The organism is Sphingorhabdus contaminans, assembly GCF_007280415.1.
Classification (GTDB): Bacteria; Pseudomonadota; Alphaproteobacteria; order Sphingomonadales; family Sphingomonadaceae; genus Sphingorhabdus_B; species Sphingorhabdus_B contaminans.
This window is the reverse complement of record NZ_VKKU01000002.1, coordinates 555,096-579,333: the sequence shown is the minus strand read 5'-3', so window position 1 is coordinate 579,333 and position 24,238 is coordinate 555,096. Positions and strand designations below refer to the sequence as shown.

24 protein-coding genes are annotated in these 24,238 nt (G+C 57.5%); 9 read left to right on the top strand and 15 right to left on the bottom strand.

The window, feature by feature from the left end:
- Positions 1-99 precede the first annotated feature (99 nt).
- The 6 genes from FOM92_RS11070 to FOM92_RS11045 are packed head-to-tail and all read right to left on the bottom strand — an operon-like array spanning position 100 to position 7,501.
- Positions 100-732, bottom strand: a complete 633-nt coding sequence (locus FOM92_RS11070) for an isochorismatase family protein (protein ID WP_143776930.1) — start codon at positions 730-732, stop codon at positions 100-102.
- Positions 732-1,922 (bottom strand): CaiB/BaiF CoA transferase family protein, encoded by a 1,191-nt coding sequence (locus FOM92_RS11065; protein ID WP_246087265.1) that lies wholly within the window; start codon positions 1,920-1,922, stop codon positions 732-734. The genes FOM92_RS11070 and FOM92_RS11065 overlap by 1 nt, the downstream gene beginning before the upstream one ends.
- A gap of 1 nt (position 1,923) precedes the next feature.
- A complete protein-coding gene (locus tag FOM92_RS11060) occupies positions 1,924-3,798 on the bottom strand; it encodes a hydantoinase B/oxoprolinase family protein (protein WP_143776928.1) in 1,875 nt (624 codons plus the stop codon).
- A gap of 13 nt (positions 3,799-3,811) precedes the next feature.
- Positions 3,812-5,860 (bottom strand): hydantoinase/oxoprolinase family protein, encoded by a 2,049-nt coding sequence (locus FOM92_RS11055; protein WP_143776927.1) that lies wholly within the window; start codon positions 5,858-5,860, stop codon positions 3,812-3,814.
- A gap of 11 nt (positions 5,861-5,871) precedes the next feature.
- Positions 5,872-6,783: a hydroxymethylglutaryl-CoA lyase gene (locus tag FOM92_RS11050; RefSeq protein ID WP_143776926.1), complete on the bottom strand. Its 912-nt coding sequence runs from the start codon at positions 6,781-6,783 to the stop codon at positions 5,872-5,874.
- A 43-nt stretch (positions 6,784-6,826) separates the two neighbouring features.
- Complete coding sequence (locus FOM92_RS11045; RefSeq protein ID WP_143776925.1) at positions 6,827-7,501, bottom strand: GntR family transcriptional regulator; 675 nt, start codon at positions 7,499-7,501, stop codon at positions 6,827-6,829.
- 88 nt (positions 7,502-7,589) lie between these two features.
- Here FOM92_RS11045 and FOM92_RS11040 point away from each other — a divergent pair, with 88 nt between their 5' ends.
- The gene (locus FOM92_RS11040; protein ID WP_143776924.1) at positions 7,590-10,103 is read left to right on the top strand and encodes a TonB-dependent receptor; all 2,514 of its coding nucleotides are present in this window, start codon (positions 7,590-7,592) and stop codon (positions 10,101-10,103) included.
- Positions 10,104-10,267: 164 nt separating this feature from the next.
- On the opposite strand, the gene FOM92_RS11035 is transcribed toward FOM92_RS11040, so the two are convergent.
- Positions 10,268-10,918 carry a LuxR C-terminal-related transcriptional regulator gene (locus tag FOM92_RS11035; RefSeq protein WP_143776923.1) on the bottom strand — a complete coding sequence of 217 codons (651 nt, stop codon included), beginning with the start codon at positions 10,916-10,918 and terminating at the stop codon, positions 10,268-10,270.
- A gap of 210 nt (positions 10,919-11,128) precedes the next feature.
- Positions 11,129-11,773, bottom strand: a complete 645-nt coding sequence (locus tag FOM92_RS11030) for a PilZ domain-containing protein (RefSeq protein ID WP_143776922.1) — start codon at positions 11,771-11,773, stop codon at positions 11,129-11,131.
- A 160-nt stretch (positions 11,774-11,933) separates the two neighbouring features.
- Here FOM92_RS11030 and FOM92_RS11025 point away from each other — a divergent pair, with 160 nt between their 5' ends.
- On the top strand, positions 11,934-13,934 hold the full coding sequence (locus FOM92_RS11025) for a 3-hydroxyacyl-CoA dehydrogenase NAD-binding domain-containing protein (protein ID WP_143776921.1): 2,001 nt from the start codon (positions 11,934-11,936) through the stop codon (positions 13,932-13,934).
- A 92-nt stretch (positions 13,935-14,026) separates the two neighbouring features.
- Positions 14,027-14,443, top strand: a complete 417-nt coding sequence (locus tag FOM92_RS11020; RefSeq protein WP_143776920.1) for a response regulator — start codon at positions 14,027-14,029, stop codon at positions 14,441-14,443.
- 6 nt (positions 14,444-14,449) lie between these two features.
- On the opposite strand, the gene FOM92_RS11015 is transcribed toward FOM92_RS11020, so the two are convergent.
- On the bottom strand, positions 14,450-15,901 hold the full coding sequence (locus FOM92_RS11015) for a sensor histidine kinase (protein WP_143776919.1): 1,452 nt from the start codon (positions 15,899-15,901) through the stop codon (positions 14,450-14,452).
- Positions 15,902-16,210: 309 nt separating this feature from the next.
- Here FOM92_RS11015 and FOM92_RS11010 point away from each other — a divergent pair, with 309 nt between their 5' ends.
- Positions 16,211-16,666: a PA2169 family four-helix-bundle protein gene (locus FOM92_RS11010; RefSeq protein ID WP_143776918.1), complete on the top strand. Its 456-nt coding sequence runs from the start codon at positions 16,211-16,213 to the stop codon at positions 16,664-16,666.
- A gap of 214 nt (positions 16,667-16,880) precedes the next feature.
- Here FOM92_RS11010 and FOM92_RS11005 read toward each other — a convergent pair whose 3' ends face one another.
- Positions 16,881-17,687 carry a response regulator gene (locus tag FOM92_RS11005; protein ID WP_143776917.1) on the bottom strand — a complete coding sequence of 269 codons (807 nt, stop codon included), beginning with the start codon at positions 17,685-17,687 and terminating at the stop codon, positions 16,881-16,883.
- 228 nt (positions 17,688-17,915) lie between these two features.
- Here FOM92_RS11005 and FOM92_RS15985 point away from each other — a divergent pair, with 228 nt between their 5' ends.
- The 4 genes from FOM92_RS15985 to FOM92_RS10990 are packed head-to-tail and all read left to right on the top strand — an operon-like array spanning position 17,916 to position 21,153.
- Positions 17,916-18,077 (top strand): NepR family anti-sigma factor, encoded by a 162-nt coding sequence (locus FOM92_RS15985; RefSeq protein ID WP_170226867.1) that lies wholly within the window; start codon positions 17,916-17,918, stop codon positions 18,075-18,077.
- Positions 18,074-18,661, top strand: coding sequence for a sigma-70 family RNA polymerase sigma factor (locus FOM92_RS11000; protein WP_143776916.1), 588 nt, complete (start codon positions 18,074-18,076; stop codon positions 18,659-18,661). The genes FOM92_RS15985 and FOM92_RS11000 overlap by 4 nt, the downstream gene beginning before the upstream one ends.
- Before the next feature lie 28 nt (positions 18,662-18,689).
- Positions 18,690-20,366 (top strand): sensor histidine kinase, encoded by a 1,677-nt coding sequence (locus tag FOM92_RS10995; RefSeq protein ID WP_143776915.1) that lies wholly within the window; start codon positions 18,690-18,692, stop codon positions 20,364-20,366.
- Between the two features lie 46 nt (positions 20,367-20,412).
- Positions 20,413-21,153, top strand: coding sequence for a Crp/Fnr family transcriptional regulator (locus tag FOM92_RS10990; RefSeq protein ID WP_143776914.1), 741 nt, complete (start codon positions 20,413-20,415; stop codon positions 21,151-21,153).
- 56 nt (positions 21,154-21,209) lie between these two features.
- On the opposite strand, the gene FOM92_RS10985 is transcribed toward FOM92_RS10990, so the two are convergent.
- Both FOM92_RS10985 and FOM92_RS10980 read right to left on the bottom strand, forming a co-directional pair.
- On the bottom strand, positions 21,210-21,515 hold the full coding sequence (locus FOM92_RS10985) for a hypothetical protein (protein ID WP_143776913.1): 306 nt from the start codon (positions 21,513-21,515) through the stop codon (positions 21,210-21,212).
- A gap of 25 nt (positions 21,516-21,540) precedes the next feature.
- Positions 21,541-21,810, bottom strand: a complete 270-nt coding sequence (locus FOM92_RS10980; RefSeq protein WP_143776912.1) for a GlsB/YeaQ/YmgE family stress response membrane protein — start codon at positions 21,808-21,810, stop codon at positions 21,541-21,543.
- Positions 21,811-22,000: 190 nt separating this feature from the next.
- Between FOM92_RS10980 and FOM92_RS10975 the strand changes: the two genes are divergently transcribed.
- Entirely contained in the window at positions 22,001-22,459 is a 459-nt protein-coding gene (locus tag FOM92_RS10975) for a hypothetical protein (protein ID WP_143776911.1), read from the top strand.
- A gap of 79 nt (positions 22,460-22,538) precedes the next feature.
- Here the strand turns inward: FOM92_RS10975 and FOM92_RS16200 are convergent, their stop codons facing one another.
- The 3 genes from FOM92_RS16200 to gntA form a co-directional block, all read right to left on the bottom strand.
- Entirely contained in the window at positions 22,539-22,670 is a 132-nt protein-coding gene (locus FOM92_RS16200) for a hypothetical protein (RefSeq protein WP_281285603.1), read from the bottom strand.
- Positions 22,671-22,749: 79 nt separating this feature from the next.
- Entirely contained in the window at positions 22,750-23,367 is a 618-nt protein-coding gene (locus FOM92_RS10970; RefSeq protein ID WP_143776910.1) for a DUF1989 domain-containing protein, read from the bottom strand.
- Positions 23,364-24,053, bottom strand: coding sequence for a guanitoxin biosynthesis heme-dependent pre-guanitoxin N-hydroxylase GntA (gene gntA / locus FOM92_RS10965; protein WP_246087264.1), 690 nt, complete (start codon positions 24,051-24,053; stop codon positions 23,364-23,366). The genes FOM92_RS10970 and gntA overlap by 4 nt, the downstream gene beginning before the upstream one ends.
- Positions 24,054-24,238: the final 185 nt, after the last annotated feature.

Genomic DNA, 24,238 nt, shown 5'->3' with positions numbered 1-24,238 from the left:
TGGTATCGCCTTATATGGGGGAATGACGGCTCTTCATGGCCATCATTCCTCCCTTTTTCAGCCGATCCGCATCCAAAAAACCTAAATGGGCCCAAAAACCTAAATCGGCTGAGCGACGCTTTGCATCAGCGCAACCGCCTCCGCCTCGCTCACCACCTCGGCATATTTGGCCTGCAGGTCGAACAGGTTCGCTTCATGGGGTGCGGGATGCCGGTCTCCGCATGCGTCACGCACGACAAAGGGGGCAAAGCCATATTGCAACGCGTCCAGCGCCGTCGCCCGGACACAACCCGATGTCGAAAATCCGGTTATCAGAAGCGTATCGATCGCCCTGTCCTGCAATATGCGATCCAGACCGGTCCCGAAAAAGGCCGAGGCATATTGCTTGCTGATGACGATGTCGCCCTCTGCCGGTTGCAAGGTCGGCGGAAACGCCCCCAAGGGTGACCCTGCGTCAAATGCGCGCAGCGCCGGGATCTTGCGGTAAAAGAGCCCGCCATTCGCGCCGCCCGGTTCATACTCCACATGTGTGAAGATGACCGGGATGTTCCTTTCGCGCGCCCCGGCAACCAGACGCTCATTGCTCGCCAACGCGCTTTCAACGCCGGCATAGAGCGATGATGCAGGCTCCAGATAGGCCATCACCACATCGACAATCAGCAGGGCGGGCCGCTTGCCAAAGGCCAGATGCCCGTCAAACGCCCCGGCATAATTGGCCTTCACATCATCCATCAAATGGCATCCGCAGCCTTCAACGCGGCAATCTCGCTTTCGTCCATCCCCAGAAGGCCACCATAAATTTCCGCATTATGCTGCCCGACCTCGGACGGTGCGGGCGTGCGGACGCGGCTGGGCGTGTCCGACAATTTGGGGAAGGCATTCTGCATCTTCAGCTTGCCCCAGCGTTCGGTTTCCACATCGATGATGGAATCGCGCGCGGCAAAATGCGGATCGGCGAGCATTTCGGGCGCGCGATACATTTTTCCGGCGGGAATCGAATATTCGATCATCAAGTCTTCCAGTTCGTCGACCGTCAACGTCCTGGTCCATTCGTTGATCCGCGCGTCCAGCTCGATCTGGTTTCGCCCGCGCGATACATGGTCGACATAACGGGGGTCCTTGGCCAGTTCGGGTTGCCCCATGGCGGCGGCAAGCCGCGCCCATACCGCGTCCTGGTTGGCACCGATCAGATATTCGCCATCCTTGCACTGGTACACGTTGGACGGTGCGATGCCGGGCAGGAACGATCCGGACCGTTCCCGGATATAGCCCGACCAGTGATATTCCGGGACAACACTTTCCATGACCTGCAGCACGGATTCATACAGCGAGCTGTCGACAATCTGGCCCTTGCCTGTGGTTTCGCGGGCATGCAGCGCCGCCAGCGCGCCCATGCAGCCATAGGTCGCCGCCAGCGTGTCGCCGATCGAAACCCCCATGCGGCTGGGGGCGCGGTCGGGATCGCCGACAATATAGCGCCACCCGCCCATGGCTTCGCCTATGCCGCCAAAACCCGCGCGCGAGGAATAGGGACCGGTCTGGCCATAGCCCGACACGCGCACGATGATCAGCCTCGGGTTGATCGCCTGCAACACATCCGGACCCAAGCCCCATTTTTCGATGGTGCCGGGCTTGAAATTCTCGATCAGGATATCGGCTGTGGCGATCAGTTTGCGGACCAGTTCCTGGCCCTGCGCAATACGCAGATTGGCCGACACGGCCTTTTTGTTGCGGGCAACCACTTCCCACCACAGCTTGTCGTCGCCGCGACCCCAATTACGCATCGGGTCGCCCTGGCCGGGCGGTTCGACCTTGATGACCTCTGCGCCCATATCGCCCAGCAACTGTCCGCAAAAGGGCCCGGCAATCAACTGGCCGAGCTCAATGACGCGGATATCCTTTAGTGCACCGGTGTTTTCCACGTTACTCCGCTGCCTCCAATAGTGCCCATTGGGGCTGAACGGGCGCTGGCAGGCCGGTCTCGGCAAAGCAGGAAGCGCGAAGTTGTTCGACACCGGGGCCATAGTTGAACAGTTCAAGGGCCGGACGCTCCGCCCGCATTTTTGTGCGCAGGGCTTCGGTCGCGGCCTGATCGATATCCCCGTTGGATGCGGCAACCACGCCATAGGCCCTGGCACCATCGACGGTTACCAGTCCCTGGATGATTTCCTTGCCAACCAGAGCAGGGTCGCGTTCCAGCGGATCGCCCCAGCCACCGCCACCCCAGGTGATGAAGTGAAGCTGGTCGCCTTCCTCGACATGGACATCCTCGACCTTGTTGCCGATAATCTGGGCAGTGCCATCGGCCTTTTCCAGGACCTTGCGCGCGCGTTTGCCGGGTTCCCCGCCATTCACGCCCCAAGGCGGTACGAACCAGCGGTCGTCGTGGATCGAAATGGTGCCGCTGGCAAGGAAGCGGTAGGTCATGTGAATGCCGTTGCCGCCCCGGTGCAACCCTGCGCCACCACTATCGGGTTCGGTTTCATAACGCTCGATCAACAGCGGGAAGTAACGCTCGAGAAACTCGTTCGGCACATTGGTAAAGCCCGGCCACAGCGAATGGCCGTCGGGCCCGTCGCCCATCGGCCGACCGGGAATTCCGCCAAAGCCGATCTGGAAAAGCTGGAACCAGTCACCTTTCTTGTCGTTGCCCGAATAGAAGAGGTGCGGTGACGATGAAAAGCCGGCGGCGTTGAGAAATTCGGGCGTCTTCTGCCCCAACAGGCCACCCAAAATATCAAAGATGCGGCCCAGCGCGTGGGTGCGTCCCGATAGCGCCGCCGGGAATTTGGGCTTCAGCAGCGATCCTTCGGGGATCCGCACATCAATCAAGTCGTAGAATCCGTCGTTGAACAGGATCTGCGGATCGAAGACCATGATCATGTAGATGCCGAAGAACATCTTGAACATATTTTCATTGAGATAGAAGTTGATCGACGCCTGGCTTTGCGGGTCCGTTCCTGAAAAATCGAGGACGACCTTTTCGCCTTCGCGCCACATGGTGCATTTGATCTTATAGGGGCCCGACCCCATGCCATCGTCGCAGATATAATCTTCAAAGCTGACGGGTTCTTCGCCAATGGCCATGGCGATCAGGGATTTCATCGCACGGTGGTTGCGGGCCAGAAGTTCCTGCGTTGCCGAAATATAAACATCGTCGCCGAAACGCGCCGCCATCTCGATCACCCGGCGCGCAGCAACGCGGCACGACGCGATAAGGGCGTTGAGGTCCGCCTGACACCAGTCGGGCTTGCGCGTCTGGTGCATGACAAGCCGCATCAGATCCTCGTTATATTCCCCCTTTTTCCAGATTTTCACGGGCGGAATACGGACGCCTTCTTCGAAAATCGAACGCGCGTTGATGGGCATCGAACCCACAACCTTGCCGCCGATGTCGGACTGGTGCCCGAACATGGAGGTATAGGCGATCAGCCGTCCGTCCTTGAACACCGGCAACAGGACCAGCCAGTCGTTGCTGTGGCTGACGGCGCCGGCGCAGGAATAGGGGTCGGACAGGAAAATCATGTCCCCATCCTCCAGCGTGCCTTCCCAGTTGTCGAGGAAGCCGCCGATGAAGCTGCCGAACTGGCCGACGATCATCTTGCCTGTGTGGTCCGCGATCAGCGGGAATGCATCGCCCTGTTCCCGGATGCCGGGCGACATGGCAGTACGGACCAGCGTCGCGTCCATTTCGATCCGGGCGTTGCGCAGGGCGTTTTCGATGATGTCGAGTGTGACGGGATCGATCGCCTTTTTTTCAAAAGGCGTGTGATTGGTCTGAATGATGGTGGCGGGCATGGGCTGTTTCTCCTCAAGCCAGATTGATCAGGATGTTGCCAACCTTGTCGACAGTCGCGACGCAGCCGGTTTCGATTAATGTGGTGGAATCCATCTCGATAACGATGGCCGGTCCCGGGATGATATCCCCCTGTCTCAGCTTCGCCCGATCGTAGATGATGGCCGCCTGTTCCTTTCCGTCCATCCACAGGACATGGTCGCGCATCTTTGCTGCGGCCGGATTGCCATCGCCCTTGGGCAGTTCCGCCGCGGGCAGATCAAGCGCCTGGCCAAGGGCGACCGCGCGCAGGTTCACAATCTCGTGCGGGGTATCCATGTTGAAGGTGAACAGCCGCAGATGTTCTTCGTCAAACCGGCGCAGGATGCCGTCGATGCCGTCACGTTCCAGAATTTCGGGCGTGATCGTCAGGGGCACTTCAAAGGCCTGCCCTGCATAGCGCACGTCGATTTCAAACTCGCTCGTGATATCCGCCTCGGATATGCCGTCGGACCGCAGTTCGGCCCGTGTCTGGTCGGACATTTCCTTCAAAATGGCGATCAGCTCCGCCGCATCGGTTGTGGTGGCAAGGCGCGAGAAGGAACGTGCCGTCTCGGTCCGCATCCGTGTGGTGGCATCACCCAATGCACAGAGCACGCCGGGCGAAACCGGCGATATGGCGGGCCAACTGCCCATCAACCGGGCCACGGCATTGACGTGCAGGGGACCTGCGCCGCCAAAGCCCATCAGTGCAAAATGGCGCGGGTCATAGCCCTGCTGCACCGAAATCATCCGCAGCGCACCGAACATATTTTCGTTCACGATATCGATGATACCGCGGGCCGCCGCCATCAGGTCGATGCCCAGCGCATCGGCAATGGTCTGCACGGCTTTTTTCGCGCCTTCGCGGTCCAGTTGGAAACTGCCGCCCAACAGATTTTCCGGAAGATAGCCGAGCACGACATTGGCGTCGGTCACGGTCGGTGCTTCACCGCCTTTGCCATAGGCCACAGGTCCCGGCACGGCACCGGCCGATTGGGGACCGACGCGCAATGCACCGGTCAGTTCGGGGACATAGGCAATCGAACCGCCGCCGGCTCCAACGGTTTTTACATCCAGCGAAGATGCGCGCACGGCTAGATGGCCGACTTCGGTAGTGCGTACCCGGCGAGGCTCCAGATTTTCGATCAGCGCCACATCGGTTGATGTGCCCCCGACGTCCAGCGTCAGGATATTCTTGATGCCTGCATTTTTCCCGACCCAGAGCGCGCCGGTAACACCGCCCGCAGGACCGGACATCAGGATGTTCACCGGGTGCTCTTCGGCCTTCTGCGCCGACATCAGGCCGCCGTCGGAACGCAGCAGGGACAATTTGCCCGAAAAGCCCGAGACGGCGAGCTTGTCGCGCAGGTTCGATACATATTTGCTGACCACCGGTCGGACCGCGGCATTGGCGACGGTGGTCAAGGTGCGCTCATATTCCTGCATTTCGGGCAGCACTTCATGGCTGAGAGAAATCGGCGCGTCGGGGAAAATCTCCCGCGCCAGTTCGCCGACACGTGCCTCGTGCGCGCCATTTGTATAGGCATTCATAAAGCTGACGGTGATCGCCTCGACGCCCTTATCCTTTAGCTGGGTCAGCGCGGCGCGGGCGCCCGCCTCGTCCAGGGGGCGTACTTCCTGGCCTTGCGCATTCATGCGTCCGCCCACCGTCACCGTATCTTCGAGCGCGGCCAGCGGTGTCGGCTTGGGCCAGATGATCCAGGCGGCGAGCCCGCCGGGGACGTAGGACCGGGCAATCTGCATGATGTCGCGATAGCCTTCGGTCACGATCAGGCCGACGCGTGCGCCTTTACCTTCCAGGACCGCATTGGTGGCGACCGTCGTTCCGTGTAGGAAATAGTCGATCTCGGCGGTTGCGACACCTGCCTGTCCGCAAATTGCGGTCACACCATTTAAAATACCTTCGCTGCTGTCGTGCGGGGTCGAAGGTGTCTTGTGGCGCCAGAAAGCTCCAGTGTCGGAATTGAACAGCAACAGGTCCGTAAATGTCCCGCCTACGTCAACTCCCAAACGATAACCCATGTTTTTCTCCCTTATGCCGCCGCGGGGAAGGCGGGCGATTGCGCCACCATGCCGGGCAGTTTTCTTTGCATAATTTCCGAAAGCCAGCGGCTGGTCCCGATCAGGCGGTCCAGATCCATTCCGGTGTCAACGCCTGCACGTTCCAGCATATAGACAACATCTTCGCTTGGAACATTTCCGGCGGCACCGGGCGCAAAGGGGCAGCCGCCGAGACCGCCGACAGAGGCGTCTACAATACTGGCGCCTGCGGTCACGGCGGCCCAGACATTGGCAAGGCCGGTGTTGCGCGTGTTGTGGAAATGGACACGCACCGGAAGGGGCGCAATTGCCGCGCTCACCCGTGCCACCAGTTGCGCGACATGCGCTGGGTTGCCGACACCGATCGTATCGGCAAGGGCAATTTCCACAGGACCCGCCTCGGCCAGCGAGGCCGCCATTTCCACGACACGGTCCTGCGCGACTTCACCTTCGAACGGACAGCCGAACGATGCGGCGATCGTGCATTGGGCCGTGCGGCCTTCGGCATTTGCGAGCGCGATAATGGCCTTGGCGGCCGCGACCGATTCGTCGCTGGTCTGTCCCTGATTGGCCATGGCGAAGCGGTCGGTCGCCACCGAAACGGCGCCCAACTGGTCAATCCGGCCGGTGGCAAGCGCGCGTTCCGCACCGCGTAAATTCATGACAAGGCCGATGAAGGTCGTGTCGTCCCGCACCGGCAGCCCCGCGCAGACCGACTCGGCATCGGCCATTTGCGGGACGCGGGTGGGATTGACGAAACTCGTCACTTCAATCCGCCGCGCGCCTGCGTCAATGGCACGGTTTATCAGCGCCAGCTTGTGTTGCGTGGACACAAGCAGCTTCTCATTTTGCAGGCCATCGCGTGGCCCGACTTCGACAAACTCAATACGGTCGGGAATACTCATCACCGCCAAATGATGCCATAATTGTATACAAAATCAAACAGGATTATGCGGCTTCATCCGTCCTTCGGATATCGGCATCGCCCGAATGGGCTGCGGCATAGACATGGAAGGCACGGCGAATATGGCCTGTCATGACGGCGGCGGCCCATTCGCCGTCGCGGTTATCGAACGCGATCAGCAATTCGTCATGCTCATGATGGGACCGTTTCAGATTTTCCATGTCATATTGTTTCGCCGTGCGCAGAACGACGGGCTGCTCGATAACTTGCGCCAGCATGCCCGCGAGGCGTCCGGAGCCCGCGGCTTCCAGAACGATGGCGTGGAATTGCCGGTTATGGTCCAGAAATTTCGGAATATCCGGCGTAGGCGCGGTGATTGCGTGGTGGATCGCATCATTGTGGGATCGCAGCCGCGCCAGCTGGTCCCAGCTGATCCGCTTTGCCGCACGCCGGGCGGCATAGGCCTCCAGCATGGCGCGTAACTGGAATGCCTCTTCCAGATCATCCAGCGACCAGTCGGCGACAAAGCTGCGCTGAGATTCGTTCCGGCGGATGAAAAGCTCTGCCTCCAGCCGCCGCAGGGCGTCGCGCACTGGGGTCCGCGAAACGCCGCAAAGCTCCGCCAGAGCTTCCTCGCGGATCTGTTCGCCCGGCGACAATTCCCCCGACAGGATCATGTTGCGGATATGATCATAGGCGCGATCCGAGGCCCGGGACATAGGTATAATGCTCCTCTTGACGAATGGTATTTGTATACAATAAGCTGCTACGAAAGCAATAAAAGCGATATCAAGGGAGTTTTGTTACATGCGTATCACCAAAAGTGCACTCCTCACGTCCATTGCGGCCGCCGCAATGCTGCCCAGCATGGCGTTCGCGCAAGATGCTGAAGACGGGGCCGAGGTTGAAGAAATCATCGTCACCGCCCGCCGGCAGAATGAACGGCTTGTCGAAGTACCCGCATCGGTCTCGGTGATCGACGCCGACTCGCTGTCCAAGACAGGGGCGGACAATGCCCAGGGTTTCGCGCAACTGACGCCGGGCGTCACCATCGTTACCGGCACGGCAGAGGCCGGTGATACGCAGATCAACATTCGCGGTATCAACGGCGCACGCGACGCGGAAAGCTCCGTCGCGCTGGTCGTCGACGGGATTTTGAAAACCAACACCGCGCAGTTGAACCAGACACAGGGAACGTTGCGGCAGATCGAAATCCTGAAAGGTCCGCAGGGCGCTATCTACGGACGCAATGCCGCGGCCGGTGCCATTGTGATTTCGACGGTGAAGCCGGGCGATGCACTCGAGGGGGCGGTGAAGTTCAGCTACGCCAATGAAAAGACCATAGAAGGCACGGCCTATATTTCGGCGCCGCTCGGCGACAATGCCGGATTTGTGCTTTCGGGGAATTACCGGACTACCGACGGTTTTTACCGCAACACCTTCCTTGACCGCAAAGTTGTCGACGATCAGGAAGTCTATTCGATCGATGGCCGTTTCATGGCCGATCTGGGCGAGACGACCAATATTGACGTGAAGGCCCGCTATGCGAAGCTTTCCGGCGCATCGATCAACTTCAACTCCGTATTCCATATCGAAGCCTTTGGCGGCGCCTTCTTCGAAGATGTCGATGACCATGAGCTCGGCTATTATGGCAATATCCGCCCGACCAATGATCAGAAGTCCATCGATTTCTCGGTCAAGCTGGAACATGATTTCGGATCGACCAAGCTGACCGCCTGGGCGCTCTATTCCGATGTTGACCAGAGCCTGACGGCAGACGGCACCTCGGCGGACTTTGCCCGCTATATCTCGCCTGCCCTTGGCGCTCCTGCGAACGCCACCAATCTGGCGGTGCAGAACCAGTGCTTTGCAACCACCGCGGCGCTGACCGGTTTCCCTGTAAACGCGCCGGGCTTTATCGGGCAGATTCCCGTCCCCTTCATCTTTGCACCCGCGACCGGTTCGACCTTCGGTGCCTATAGCCCTACGACCTGCGACGGTACGCAGCTTCAGATCCGCAACCAGAAGGATATCAGCGGGGAAATCCGTCTGGCATCGAACAATGACGGTCCGCTGAACTGGCAGTTGGGCGTATATGGCCTGCATATTGACCGCGAAGTGGGCGTCAGCCTGGGCGCGGATCTTGGCCAGGGTGTCAGCACCTCGCTGTACAACGCACCGGGCAGCAGCAACCCGACATCGCAGCTTTTCTACGACAAGTTCAAGACCGACGTGTATGCCGCCTTCGGTTCGGTGGACTATGCCGCATCGGACAAGTTCAAGGCCGGTGTCGCATTGCGCTATGATGTCGAGGATCGCAGCACGTCCAATCTTGTGCCCAATGTTTTTGACCCCATTACGGGCGCCAAGATCAATCCCGGCCTTCCTGCGACAGGTGCCATCGCCGACAAATCGGCTAGCTTCAAGCAGTTGCAGCCAAAGCTGACGCTCAGCTTCACGCCTAACAATTCGACCAATATCTATGCCAACTGGGGCATCGGTTTCAAATCGGGCGGCTTCAACAATACAGGGTCGTCCGCGCTTGTTAACGCCAACTTCAACGTGCCGGCCATCGGCGCGGGCGTGACGATCAATGACCAGTTCCGCAAGGAACGTTCGAGCGCGTTTGAAGCGGGCATCAAGGGATCGCTGTTTGACAACCGCGTCACCTTCGACCTTGCCGGCTATTATACGCGCATCACCGACATGCAGTTTTTCGAATTCTTCGTCGGTTCTTTCGGCTTGCTGCGCGTGGTGTCGAACATCGACAAGGTTGATGTGAAGGGTGTCGAGCTCAACAGCACGGTCAAAATCGTGGACGGCTGGAAATTGTTCGGATCGGTCAACCTGACCGACAGCGAGATTAAAGCGAATGCGTCACGGCCCTATACGGTCGGGAACAAGTCGCCCTATACGGCTGATTATACCATCAACCTTGGCAGCCAGATCGACACGCCTCTGAACGATAGCCTCGATCTCGTGATGCGCGCCGATTACCGCATCACCGGACCCACTTGGTTCCACACCGTGCAGGACCAGACCCGCGCAACCATCTTCAGCCAGTTGCTGCCAATCTCTGCTCTGGCACTGCCAGGCTTTGTCGGGAATGCCAATTACAGCGTTGCCAAGCGCGATGCCTTTGGCGTGCTGAACCTGCGCTTCGGGCTGGAGGGTGAAAACTGGAACCTGACTGCCTTTGCCGACAATATGCTGGATCGCAAATATATCAACGAAGCGATCCCGGCGATCGAATTTGGCGGCTCGTTCATCTCGCCGGGTGCGCGTCGCCTGATCGGGGTTGAAGTCGGATATAAATTCTAACTCCTGACCCACAGGGGGCAAGGATGCCCGGCACCCATTTCCTAAATGCCAGCCATTTGTGCTTCCGTGGCTGGCAAGGGAGCGAATGGCCGTGTCGGGCAATCCTTTCAGGTTTATCCTGACGATTGCCGCAGTTCCTTTTCCTGTGCCGGGGATGTCCTGCCTTAACTGGCGGACGAGGATTTCTTGGAACGCATGCCTTCGCGGTTCACAATCAATTCCGCACGTGATGTCACACTCAATTTGCGGAAAATGCTGTTGAGGTGAATCTTGACCGTGCCTTCGGTCAGGCTGCACTGATCGGCAATCTGCCGGTTGCGCAGGCCCATGCAGACGAGATCGACAATCTGATGCTCCCTTTTGGTGAGAAGATCGTCGCTGCGGTTGATGCGGTTGGGACGGTCCAGGGAATATTGTAGCGCCGGTTGCGTTATGTTCGTCTCGAACCAATAGCCACCCGCCAAAATGGTGCGGATTCCGTCGACCATCAAATCAGGGTCGCTGTCTTTCAGGGCAATGCCCTTAACCCCCATCCGCATCGCTTCGATCGACTGCTCAGGGTCGATCTGCGTAACCAGCAATATGATTGGAATGTTGGGATAATGCAGTCGTAAATATTGGGAAACCTGCGTGCCCGCGCCATCGTTCATCCGGGGATCAAGAACAACAATATCGGGTGGTGTTTCTTCTATTTTAGCCGTTGCTTCATTTGCACTGATTGCAGTTGAAACATCGAAATGGCCAGTATCGCCAAGATACTGGCAAAACCCATGCAAGAAAAAGCTATGGTCGACGATCAGTAGAATATTTTGCATCGTCCACCCTTAAAACTCGACTGCCAATCAGCATCACTGTTCGGCCTTCCATCCCCACTGGTTACTTCTTGCTTTAGCGGGTGGCACACTGTCAAGATTGGGATGCATTTCGCCTGCTACCTTTCTGCAGACCTGATGTAAAAATACATCCAAGATGAACAGAAATATGTCCACCGATGTCAATCGAGCCGCAATTCGGCTGACGTTGCCCTAGCTATCCTTCAGCCAGACACCCAGTTCGTCGACGGACAGAAGCCGGTGGAATTCGACTCCAATCATATTGCCTGCCCGCCATTTGACCGTCGCGCGCACCGCATGTTCGCGGTCCAATCGGACGAGGACGGTAGCATGCAGTTTCAGTTTCACATCGCAGCAGAATTTTGCGCCGCGTTGGGAAAGGTCAAGCAACATGGCATCCGCCACCTTTTCCTCAATGCGGAGCGTCACCGGCTTGTCGAGCCTGAAACGCGGCAGGCGCGCGCGGCGGCCGTCGGGCTTGATCGACGGCTTTGCCAGAATCTGCTCGACATCTATGGGCTGCGCAAATTCAACGCCTACGGTCTTGCCGTCCAGCCAGATGACGTCGCCCTTCAATTCCTGATCATCGAGCAGGGCGATGGCAACCGTCTGTCCGATCTCCAGCGGGAAATCGGCGTCGATCATCATTCCGCCCGGCGACACATCGCGCACAAGACCAAGGCATTCAGCATGCACATTCAGGTCCTTCAGGCGGGCGACGCGCATCACCTTTACATTACGGCTATACTGTCGCCGGTCACGGTCGTTCGCGGCGTCGGGCAACGAATCCGACAGGGACTGCCCATTGGGCAGCAAGGTTGAGATTTGGTCCATCATGCTCCCCCATTTGCCCGTAAAGTCTAACTTTGTGCATGATGAATAAGGTTAACGGGCCGATGGACATTTGCGTGCATTCGGGACACGGCATGCCCTTGCCAAGCGCGTCCAAATCAACCAACGTCGGCAAAAATCAATAGCCACAATTTAGGAGTTCAGAATGCAATCCGTGACGACGCAGAAAATTGGCAACATCCTTGTGATTGTGGTCAACAACCCTCCTGTAAATGCGCTTTCCTGGCATGTGCGCCAGGGGCTTTCGGACGGGGTGGACCAAGGGCTGAACGATCCGGAGATCGAAGCGATGGTTCTGCGTTGCGACGGCAACACCTTCATTGCGGGTGCGGATATCACCGAATTTGGCAAACCACCCCAAGGACCCGATTTCAACCAGGTGCTCCGGACGATTGAATCGGCGACCCAGCCTGTTGTCGGTGCCATCCACGGGACCGCTCTTGGCGGCGGGTTGGAAACCGCGCTTGTCTGCCATTACCGCATTGCCGTTCCTTCGGCGAAGCTGGGTGTGCCGGAGGTCAAGCTTGGCCTGCTGCCAGGGGCCGGCGGAACGCAGCGTTTGCCGCGTATCGTGGGTGTAGAAGCGGCCGCCACCATGTGTTCGCTGGGTGAACCGGTAAGCGCGTCCAAGGCGGCATCCATGGGTCTTGTCGACCGCATAGCAGGGGAAGGCAGCCTGGCTGAAGATGCCATCGCCTATGCAAAAGAACTGATAGCCGTCGGTCCGCGCGCGACGCGCGATCTGCCGGTCAAGGGCGATACCGCTATTATCGAGCAGCTCAAGGCGGCCAATGCGCGCAAGTGGAAAGGGTTCGAAGCCCCCTATGCCAATCTTGCCTGCGTCGAAGCCGCCACGAAATTGCCCTTTGACGAGGGGATGGCCTTTGAACGCGCCGAATTTATGAAGCTGATGGGAGGTTCCCAGTCAGCGGCGCAGCGGCACATGTTTTTTGCCGAACGTCAGGCGGCCAAGATTGACGGTCTTCCCAAAGACTTGCCCCTTCGTACGGTGAACAAGGTGGGCGTCATCGGTGCAGGTACGATGGGTGGCGGCATTTCGATGAATTTCCTCGCCAAGGGCATTCCCGTCACGATCGTTGAAATGGTGCAGGAAAATCTGGACCGCGGCGTCGGGGTGATCCGGAAAAACTATGAAGCCAGCGCGGCAAAGGGGCGCTTTACTACAGAACAGGTCGAAGGGATGATGGCGTTGCTGACCCCGTCGCTGACCCTTGAATCGCTGGCCGATTGCGACCTCGTAATTGAGGCTGTCTACGAAAATATGGACGTGAAAAAGGAAGTGTTCGGAAAGCTTGATGCGATCTGCAAGCCAGGGGCAATATTGGCGTCCAATACGTCCTATCTGAATGTCGATGAAATTGCCGCGGCAACGTCCCGTCCGCAGGATGTGCTGGGCATGCATTTCTTTTCGCCCGCCAATGTCATGAAACTGCTTGAGGTTGTCCGCGGCGAGAAGACGGCACCTGATGTGCTGGCAACGGCAATGGCCATCGGCAAGAAGATCGGCAAGGTGGCGGTTGTTGCCGGCGTTTGCCATGGCTTTATCGGAAACCGGATGCTGTCGACACGCCAACAGCCCGCTATGCAATTGTTGCTCGAAGGTGCGACGCCCGAACAGATTGACAAGGTGCATACCGATTTCGGCATGCCCATGGGGCCATTCCAGATGAGCGATCTGGCCGGACTTGATATCGGCTGGCACCGTGATCCATCGCGGGTTGAAACAATCCGTGATGCCCTGTGTGCCGCAGGTCGCTTTGGCCAGAAGAACGGCAAGGGTTTCTACGACTATGACGCGAAACGCGTCGGTACGCCCAGTGCGGAGGCGCTGGCTATTATCGAAGAGTTCCGGGCAACGTCCAACCTGCCCAAACGCGAAATCAGCGAACAGGAAATCATCGAGCGGACATTATATCCGATGGTCAATGAAGGGTATAAGATCCTCGAAGAAGGCAAAGCACAACGGGCATCCGACATCGATGTCGTCTGGATTTACGGCTATGGCTGGCCGATTTACCGCGGCGGCCCGATGTTCTGGGGTGATCTTGAAGGCGCGGGCAAGATTGTCGAGGCGCTGGAACGCCACGGCGTCGCAGTTGCAGAAAGCCTGAAAGCCAAAGCCTGAACCCGAAATAAACCGGCCCATTTTCTCATCGCAAAATGGGCCGGATTGCGGAACCAACATGGTTTTGCGCCGTTATTGGCTTGAGAACCATTATGACAGACAACCGCATCCTTATTGTAGAAGACGAATTTATCGTCGCTTTGAACCTACGGCAGATCATGTCGAACATGGGTTTCGAAGTCATCGGCATCGCCCCGGACGCGGCGAGCGCCGAGCAATTGGCGCAGCGCAGGCCGGATATCGCGCTGGTGGACCTAAACCTGCGCGATGGACCAACAGGCCCGGAAATTGGCGCAAAACTGAGCGAGGAATATGGAACGACCGTCTTGTTCCTGACCGCCAACGCGTCCCAATTGCGCGACGGGATCAAAGGTACCATTGGCGTACTTTCAAAGCCGGTAGACGAAAATGCCATCGGCACCGTACTGGATTTCCTCGTCAAACATCGCGTCGGGGAACCCGTCAGTCCACCGCCCGCGCTCCGTCTTTTTCCGAGTGCCTATAACTGACGCAGCTTAGAGATGGGCCCGCGGGATCGAAATGGTCACGCTTAAACCTTCTCTGTTCCAGGCACGGTCAATCGCGCCGCCCAACTGGCTGATGATGCTGATGTCGGACAATTGGGTGCCGAACCCGCTCTGCACAGGCACGCCCTTGATTGCGGGGCCGCCGCTTTCGGACCAGATAATCACCACCCGGTCGCCATGCACTGTTGTCGTTATGGTGACGCGACCCTGACTGTCGGAAAGGGCACCATATTTGACGGCGTTGGTGGCAAGTTCGTGGATCAGCAGCGCCAATGGCGTGGCGCTGCGGTCGCCAACTTCAATATCCTCGCCCGAGATCACATAGCGCCGTTTTTCAGCATGGTCATAGGGCAACATCAATTCCGCCAATAGTCCATGCAGACCACCGAAATTTTGCAATATTGCCGATTCCGGTCCGTGCGGCCGTGCGAAGTTATGCGCACGTCCCAGCGCCGCGATACGTCCCGATACTTCCTTTGCATAGGCGGCGGCCTCTGCATTTTTGGGCGACGAGATGCCGATCAGGCCGGCAATGACGGCAAAGATGTTCTTGATGCGGTGGCTCAGCTCGCGGCTGACCAGCTCGGCAAGCGCCGCGTTGCGCTTGGCATCATCAATGTCGGTACACGTCCCGATCCAGCGTGTGATAGATCCTTGTGCATCGCGCACCGGCAGCGCGCGGCCCAAAATCCAGCGGTAAACACCGCTATGGTGGCGCAGGCGATATTCGATCTCATAAGGTTCTCCTGTTTCCAGGCTATGCCGCCACAGACCCCAGGCGCGCTCCTGGTCATCGGCATGGAATACGCCATTCCAGCCTTCTCCGTCGGTGGAACCATAGGGAACACCGGTAAATTCGTACCACCGAGCGTTGAAATAATCGTGATAGCCGTCGGGCAGGGTAGACCACACCATCTGCGGCATGGCATCGGTCAAGACCTGCAGCTTCGCTTCGCTCACCTCCAGGGCCGCTTCGGCGTTCAGCTGGCTTTCCACCTCGATGTTGGTGCCGATCCAGCGGACGACATTGCCCTCGTTATTCGTCACCGGAATGATGCGCGTCAGAAAACGCCTGAACACGCCGTCCGACCCCCGTATGGGAAACAGCATCTCGAACGGTCGCCCGCTCGCAATGGATTGCTGCCATCGGTCCATTACACCGGGAAGTTCGGCTGGGTCATGCACGCTTTGCCAGCCCCAGCCCTCCATGGCCTGGGGCGTGGTGCCGCAATAGTCGTGCCAGCGGCGGTTGTACCAGAAAATATACCCGTCACTGCGGGCCATCCAGCACAAGGCAGGCATGCTGTCGGCGATCAGGCGAAAATCATCATTGTCCGGCGTTTCGGGAGCATCTGTCGCTTTGATCGTAGCGCTGTTTACAGGCTCCAGCCAATAGCTGTGCGGTGTTACACTGCTTTGCGAGGGCCTTTTATGGAGCATATGATGCTATCCTTCATCCGTCGGCGAAACATTCGCCGTTGCTACGGACGGGCGCTGATAGACGATAAAGGGCGGCCTGCTTATGACTGGGGCATATTCGGGCGCCTTGGCAAAATCGTCACCGCGCATGAAGGGTCTTCATCATAACAAACCTTTTTGGAAAAAGGCGCAGCTTTCCAATGCGCTGGGGCGTTGAGAGGGCGTGCCACTCCAGCATGTGTTGCGGTCACGATAGAATAAATGCGTTTGGACGAAACAAGTTCCCTGATTGCTCGTTCTGCTCAGCCCCACTCTTTTGGAGATATCACAATGACCCCCAATGAACGCGAAGTTGATACCCTCAACGATCTTATCAAAACCACAATCGACAGTGTCGACGGATACCGCTCGGCTGCTGAAGATGCGGAGCAGAGCCAGTACCGGTCGATCTTTTTCGACCGCGCCAACGAACGCAAAACCGTCACGGAAGAACTGCAATCACGCGTCCGCACACTGGGCGGCGAGCCGACAACAGACGGGTCGGTTCTGGCCGGCGCACACCGCGCGTTCTTGGATCTGAAGAGCGCAATTACCGGCAATGACGACAATGCCATCATTGCAGAAGTCGAACGTGGCGAAGACCATATCAAGCACAAGTTTGAAGAAGCCCTGATCGACCGCGATTTCAGTCCTGAAACCCGCGCCGTCATCGAACGCTGCTACCAGTCGGTGAAGCAGGGTCATGACCAGATGAGCAATCTGAAGCACGCCACTCAGGCCCGCTAACCGCGTCGGCAGGCGCTGGACCTCTCCGGCAGCCTCCCACAGCACAACCCTCTCCGCCCGGCAGGCGGGGAGGGTTTTTCATGGGAGCGCAGACGAAAAATAGGGGACACCAAAAAAGACACCCCGGCTGTTAAAGCCGGGGTGTGGGATTTGCTGGCAACTTCGAGGGGGGGGTGGGTAGCCAGCGGGGGATTGTTGATATAGCGGTATAACGTCAGGCCTCCGAAAATGTTCCGGCATCGCTAGTAATTTTTTCATCACCCTGCTGGCGATGCAGCAACAGCGCCTGGCCGATGGTCGCAATGACCGTTTCCGGCTCAAATGGTTTGGTAATCAAATAGGTCGGCTCAGGGCGCGCGCCGGTCAGGAGACGTTCGGGGAAGGCCGTGATGAAAATGACCGGAACATCCTGCTCGGTCAGAATTTCCTTCACCGCATCAATTCCGCTTGATCCATCTGCCAGGCTGATATCCGCCAGCACAAGTTCCGGATGCTTTTCACGTGCCGCAGCGACCGCCTCGCTATGTGTCCGCACAATGCCCACGACATTATGGCCGAGCGATTCAACAATCTGCTTGATGTGGAGGGCGATAATCGATTCATCTTCGATAATCAGGACATCCGCCGCCAGCGCGTCCGTAATCGCAGTGCGCGCGTCGCGTACATAGGTGCCAATGTCGCCCGAGTTAAGCCCGAGGATTGTGGCGGTCTCTTCTTCGCTAAAGCCTTCCACCGCGGTCAGCAGCAAGCTCTGTCGCATGACGACCGGAAATTGCGCAATCACCCCGCTGCGACCCTTGGACGCCAGCGGTTCGACCATCGCAGGTTGCCAAAGGCGGTGGAAGATGCGGAATAATTCGATGCGTACAGGCTTATCCGACTGCAGCTCTTCTGGAGCCTCGAGCAAAGCCTCAAGGACTTCTCGAACGGCTGCGTCACCGAGTGACTGTGATCCGGTTAGTGCGCGGGCATAACGTCGCAAAAACGGCAATTCGGCTACTAACGCCTCACGTAATGACATGATTCCTCCACGGTTATTAACGAGAATACACATTTCGCCGCTTTTTGTTCCATGCGCGGGAACTTTTTTTTGTCCCGCGCATTAACAGCCCCAGATGACTGCGCGAATACGGGGCGGGAATGACGATCAGTTGTATAACTTTAAGCCTGAATATGGCAACTGGCTCCATCCGTTTAACTGGTGGTGGAGTGTGCATTGTCGGATTCTAAGAAAAGAGATAGCAAGCCCATGCGCTTAGGAAATGCCGTAGAAGCGGATTTCGATCCCATTGCTGCTGCGTTGAGGCAGATGCATGATGGCATCGCCAGCGAGCCTGTACCCGATGATTTCCTCTCTCTGCTCGACCAGCTCGAAAGCCGTATGGCAGAAAAGGCCAAAAAGCCATCATGACCGATCCGGTTGAACAGGATGGCGGACGCAAACCGCCGACCGCTGAATTCCGACAGCAATTGCAGGATATAATTCCGTCGCTGCGCGCTTTTGCGCGTGGTCTTTGCGGCAACCGGGAACTGGCAGACGATCTCGCGCAGGAAGCCATGATGCGCGCCTGGGCGGCGCGGGACAGTTTTGAACCCGGCACCAATTTCCGCGCTTGGATCTACATGATCCTGCGCAACCATTTCTATACGACCATCCGCAAGAACGCCCGTATGACCAGTTGGGACCCGGAAGCCGCAGAACGGATTTTGGTTCAGGAGCCCGCGCAACAGCACGTAATCCACATGTCGGATGTCGAAAAGGCTTTGCAGCAGCTTCCGGTGGAGCAGCGCGAAATGTTGCTTTTGGTTGGTGCCGGCGGTGCCAGCTATGAAGAGGCTGCCGAAATTGCAGGCTGTGCCTTGGGGACAGTCAAAAGCCGTCTCGCGCGCGGCAGGACCGCGTTAGCGGCCATCATTAACGGGCTGGATGAAGGCGATCAGGTCGAAAACCGGCATATCACAGCGGGCAGGGGTGCCATGACTTCGGCCGCCTAAATTGCGGCCATCGGTGGAGGGGAATTTTTTGTTTTTTGGGCGTTCAATCAGCCTGAAACAGGGTTTGCTAATGGTCGTGCTTGCGGCCCTTCTGCCTATAACCGTCACCAGCGTGCTGCAGAGTATTGCGAACTGGCGCGCCATGCAGAATGCCGCGATGGCGACGCTTGGCGCCAATGCAAAGGCCGTCGCGGAACGGGAGCGGGATGCTTTTCTGGTTTCGAACCGCCTGTTGATGGTGGGTTCGGCAAATCCGGATATCCGTAATATGACCGACCGGTGCGACGCAGTATTGCGGACCGGATTTCGTGGCCATGATCCGGTCATAAATTTCGTGCGGACCGATGCGTCCGGCCGGGCGCGATGTTCGATCATTCCCTTTCGTGAAGGCCTCTCCTTTGTCGGAGAGCCATGGTGGGAAGATACCAAAAAGTCCCGGGTGGTAACGGTCAGCCAGCCGACTTTCGGGACGGTATCGCGCAAACCTGTAATCATCAGTGCCCTTGCCGTGCTGAACGATAAGGGTGAATTTGACGGCACCATCAGTGCAGGTCTGGATATTTCACGACTGGCCCGGTCGATATCAGACGCGCCGGAGGCCAGAACAGGTGTTATCGCCATCATATCGCGCTCAGGCAATCTCGTTACCAGCGATACGGACAAGATGCCCTTTACCGTTCCGCCAGGACTTTCGGCAGGCAGTTCCGGTGTGATCCGGACACAGGGGAACGAAAAATGGGTGTACCAGACGGTCGAGCTCAGCGGTGACGATCTGTTTGTACTCTATGCCGAGCCGCGCGCGCGCATCATGAAAGCTGCGCTCACCCAGTTTCGTGCAAGCATCATCATGCCCCTGGTGACCATATTGCTGACCTTGTGCGCGATCTGGTTCGGGACCAACAGGCTTGTTATCCGGTGGCTGACGCGTTTGCGTCAATTGAGCGAGGAATTCACCAAAGGCAATTTTAGCGGAAATCGGACCGCTTTTGCTACCGCACCAAGTGAATTGCGCGGCCTGAGCGACGATTTGCACACAATGGCCGAGGTCATCGATAGCCGGACCGCAGAATTGACCGCGGCGCTCGACACCAAGACCAAGCTGACCCGCGAAGTCCACCATCGTGTGAAAAACAATCTCCAGATTGTCACGAGCCTGCTGACCATGCAGGCGTCGCGGGTTACCGATGACGCGGCGCAGACGGCGTTGAAGCAATCGCGCGCCCGCATCGTTGCGCTCGCATTGATCCACCGGCTTTCCTATGAACAGGAAAATGACAGCGCCGAACCCTCGGTGACCGTCGAGACGTTGATGGGGGAATTGTGCAAGCAACTGCGCTACGCCCATCGTGAAAACCAGCATGTCGACCTGTCTTTTCGCGCGGATCATTGTTCGCTGCCTGTCGACTCGGCTGTTCCACTGGCTCTCTTCATTGTGGAAGCTGTCACCAATAGTTTCCGTCACGCATTTCCCACAAATGCACCCGGCAAGATCGAAATGACCTTCGCTTTGGTGGGGGACAAGGCGATTCTGTCAATTGAAGACAATGGCCAGGGATATGACGTGAATGCCGGTCTTGCCCGTAACATGGGAACCCAATTGATGCAGGGTTTCGCAAGCCAGTTAAATGGCACCGTCACATTTATCAGCGACCGCAACATGGGGAGTTCGACGACGCTGCACTTTCCCGTGACCGCGCTGTCCTGACCGGTTCTCTGGACGCGGTCGGTGAACAGACTCAACAGGGGACGGCATGGACGAGAATCTTGAAAATCCCGGACGGTATCTGATCGCCAAACTGAACGCATTCATGCGTACCACCAGCGGCAGCGAGGATGCCATCAACGAGATGGCGTCCCGCCGGGTCGCCTATGCCGACCGGGGACAGGATATTATTTCCGAAGGTGACGAACCCCGGACAGTCAACTTGCTCCTTGATGGATGGGCATGCCGTTACAAAATGATGGAAGATGGCCGACGCCAGATATTGGCCTTCTTTCTGCCTGGCGATCTCGCCGACCTGCATGTCTATATTCTCAATGCGATGGACCATTCGATCGCCGCGATCACGCCGATCCGCTATGCGCGACTGGCACCGAAAGAGTTTGAAGAGATAAGCGATGCGCACCCGAAATTGCTGCGCGCGCTGTGGTGGGAATCGCTGGTGACCGGGTCGATCCAACGCGAATGGCTAGTCAGCGTGGGGCAACGCGATGCACTGGAAAGTGTTGCCCATTTGGCCTGCGAACTTTTCCTGCGGCTAAAGACAGTCGGGCTTGTGCAGGGACAGCTATGTGATTTCCCGTTGACGCAGCTCGACATTGCGGACGCCCTGGGCATGACGCAACCCCATGTCAGCCGAACGATCGCGGAACTCAATCGGACGGGATATGTCATCCTGCGTCGGGGACAATTGGAGGTGAAGGATCTTGAACGGCTTAAAAAACTGGCCGCATTCAACCCGAATTATCTCCACCATCTGCGGGATGACTGACAAAAAACCCGCTGACTTAGCCAGCGGGTTTTGAAAGTTAGGGAAAGACCGGATAATTAGTCCTTCGCGTCTGCCTTGTCTTCCATGGCATCAGCCTTTACTTCTGCTTTATCGCGAACAGCTTGGGCATCATTTTCCATTTTCTGTTCAGCGGCAGAATCCACACCGTCAGTCTGGGTGTCCAAGGTGTCAGCCTTGTCTTCCATCGCGTCGGCTGTCGCGTCGGCCTGCTCACGTGTGGCATCGGCCTGCGCGTCCAGATTTTCAGCGGCCGCTTCGTTGGCATTTTCCGCAGGGGTATCGCAACCTGCAAGTGCCAGCATGGAAACTGCGCCGCACAAGATCAAAATATTCTTTTTCATAGCCAATTCACTCCGTTTGAAATGTTTACCGAACCCGACCGCGACGGAAGAGGTTTACGATCGCGAGAAGGACGACGGCACCAAGGAAAGACGAGATCAGCGACATGATGTCGAACGCGCCTTCTGTAATAGGTGCACCACCGATGAGCGGTGTGATGATGAAACCCGCAAGTATTGCACCGACAATACCGACAACAATATTCAGGAAAATACCCTGCTGCCCGTCTGTGCGCATAACAATACTAGCCAGCCAGCCAATAATGCCGCCAACTACCAATAAAATAATGATGTTCATTTGCATTCTCCCTTTGGGTGTTGGGGGAACCCGCAATGAAGCATTAGGTTCCCGTTAAGGGTGAAAGTCGAAAATTATTGATGCCATGTTTGGCGACCGACCGTGCAATAAAGGTGCTGGATGCGGGAACTTAAGTGGCCGTGCATCGCTTTCCTCTTTTCCCCATCCATCAGAAAGTAGGAGAGCAGAAATGGTAACCGCGACCCGAACAAATTCAGATTCCAGCGGCACAAAAACCGGCAGCAAACATGCCAGAAAGTCTTCGAACGGCGCCCGGAATTCGAGTGCGAAATCGCATCGCACAAATCAAAAGCGCAAAAGTGACGGCCGTTTTGGCAAGGCCCGTTCGTCGGAAACGCCGACCTGGCTGACTGCTGTCGTTTCGGCAGTCGGGGTGGGTGTTGCCGTAGGTGCAGGTCTTTACGCGACACGGCATCAATGGCTGCCAAAGGCGAATGAATGGAAAGATGATTTCTCTGCCGCCTTTGCGGATGATGAAACCGATTATGAAAATTTCGACCAGACCCGCAATGCCGGCGTAGATTCAATGCGGGACCATCCCGGCGACGATTGGGAGGATATTGACGACATGTCGGACGCATCCTTCCCCGCAAGTGATCCGCCTTCGTTCACGCCCGGACGCGCATAACAGGCACGTATTGCAGCGTAAAGAAAACCCCCGAGGGCATCGTGCTCTCGGGGGTTTTTCTGTGGCTCGCGAGCAATGCTTAGATTTCGTCGGGTTGCTCATTAGGGGCCCCGCCCGGAAAGTCCGTATCACCCCCGTCCGGCGGGACCTCGTCGGGCCAATCATTGGGTTCCTCCACCGGGCGTTGGGGCGTTTTGGGGTCTTGGATCATCTTTGTCTCCTCTGGCTATTGAGAGGAAACTCCACCCACAGCAAAAGGTTGCACCAGACCGAACCAGCACGGACGATGACTAAGCGTGTTGGCTTGGTACCAGTTCTTCGGCAGGTGTTACCGAATAGCATATCGGTTTGAACGAGCCATTGTTCGACTGCAGTGCGGAACAGGCCGTCAATCCGATAATCAGATCCATTTCCGCGCGGAAACGGATTTCTTCGCCAGCGCGGCTGAGGGGCGGCTGCACCGAAATTTCGCCTGTCTTTCCATCGATAGCGACGTGCATGAAACAGTTGAATGCAACGGGAATGGCATCGGGTTCGATGCCGAAAGGCCGCAGGGCGTCGGCGAGATTTCCAAAGCATCCCTGATGGGGGTGCGTATCGCCATAAATGATCCGGAACGTATCTTCCGAACAGGGGGTCAGCAGAAAGTCATGACGACCGACATCATCGTGGATAATGGTCAGCATCACATTGCTGCGGTTGGAATAAAGCGGGTCGCCGGTGGTCAGGAACAGACGCGATGCATAGTCGAGTGTCCGTCCCGATGAGATCACTTCACGTATATCCGTTTGGGCATAGGCCACCAGATCGGCAACCTGTTCGCCCAGCGGGTCAATGACGGTAAGAATGTCACCCCGGTTCATCGTAAACGCGACGCCGGACCGGGGACGGATTTCCAGATTGCTCATGCCGCCCCCCCTTTCCGGCTGAATGGGCAGACCCAGCCATCTTCGACGCGGCGGCCGCTATACTGGCGGGCTGCGGACGCGTCGCCATGCTGCGCCAGCATGGGGTTGATCGTTCCGGCAAGGGCCTTGTCACGCTTCAATATGGTATCGCGCAACGGGTCGTAACGTCCCGCGCTGCGCAATTGTTCGAACTGGTCGTGCAGATTGAATACCATCACAGGATGGCTGAACCGCCGTGCGGGCCGGCTGGCATTGGGGTGCAGGCCAACAACGAAAAAGGCCTCACCGCCAAAGCTGACGGCGAAATGCGGGTCGTCCGGGTCCGTGCTGATCCGCGGGTCGACCGTCTGGCCAAGCCAGTCGTCCTTGTCGCTCAACGACTGTAATCTGTCCCACATTGCCCGCTCAAAGCGCCGTTCGCTGAGCGGGTCTTGGTTGCGGAATATGACAACAAGCGTTTGGAACAGCACCGGATCATTGCGGTAGGAGTTGGCAAGCGAGACGATTTTGGGCCAGATCCGTAAGTCGTCCCACGCAGAACGAATGTCATCTGCGACCACAAAATGCATCTGTCCCTTATTCAGTGCAGACTTTGCGCCCACGCACGGAAAGCTCGCGTCGCGGACGAAATCTTCGAATAAATCCGTAATCTCGGTTGTAGAATGTTCAATTTCAGCAAGAGGCACCGTGTTTCTCCGTTCGGCTCATTGCGACCCGAATGGATTTCGGGATGGCTGTTTATGCAATTGGAGCTTTCTAAAGCCCGGACGGTGCCGATTGTTCCTTGCTGCGGAGCCTCGATCCATCGCGAAATGGCGAAACATTCCGCTGCGGCGTCGGTTGTTGATCTAGCGCAATGCATGCCGCCGGA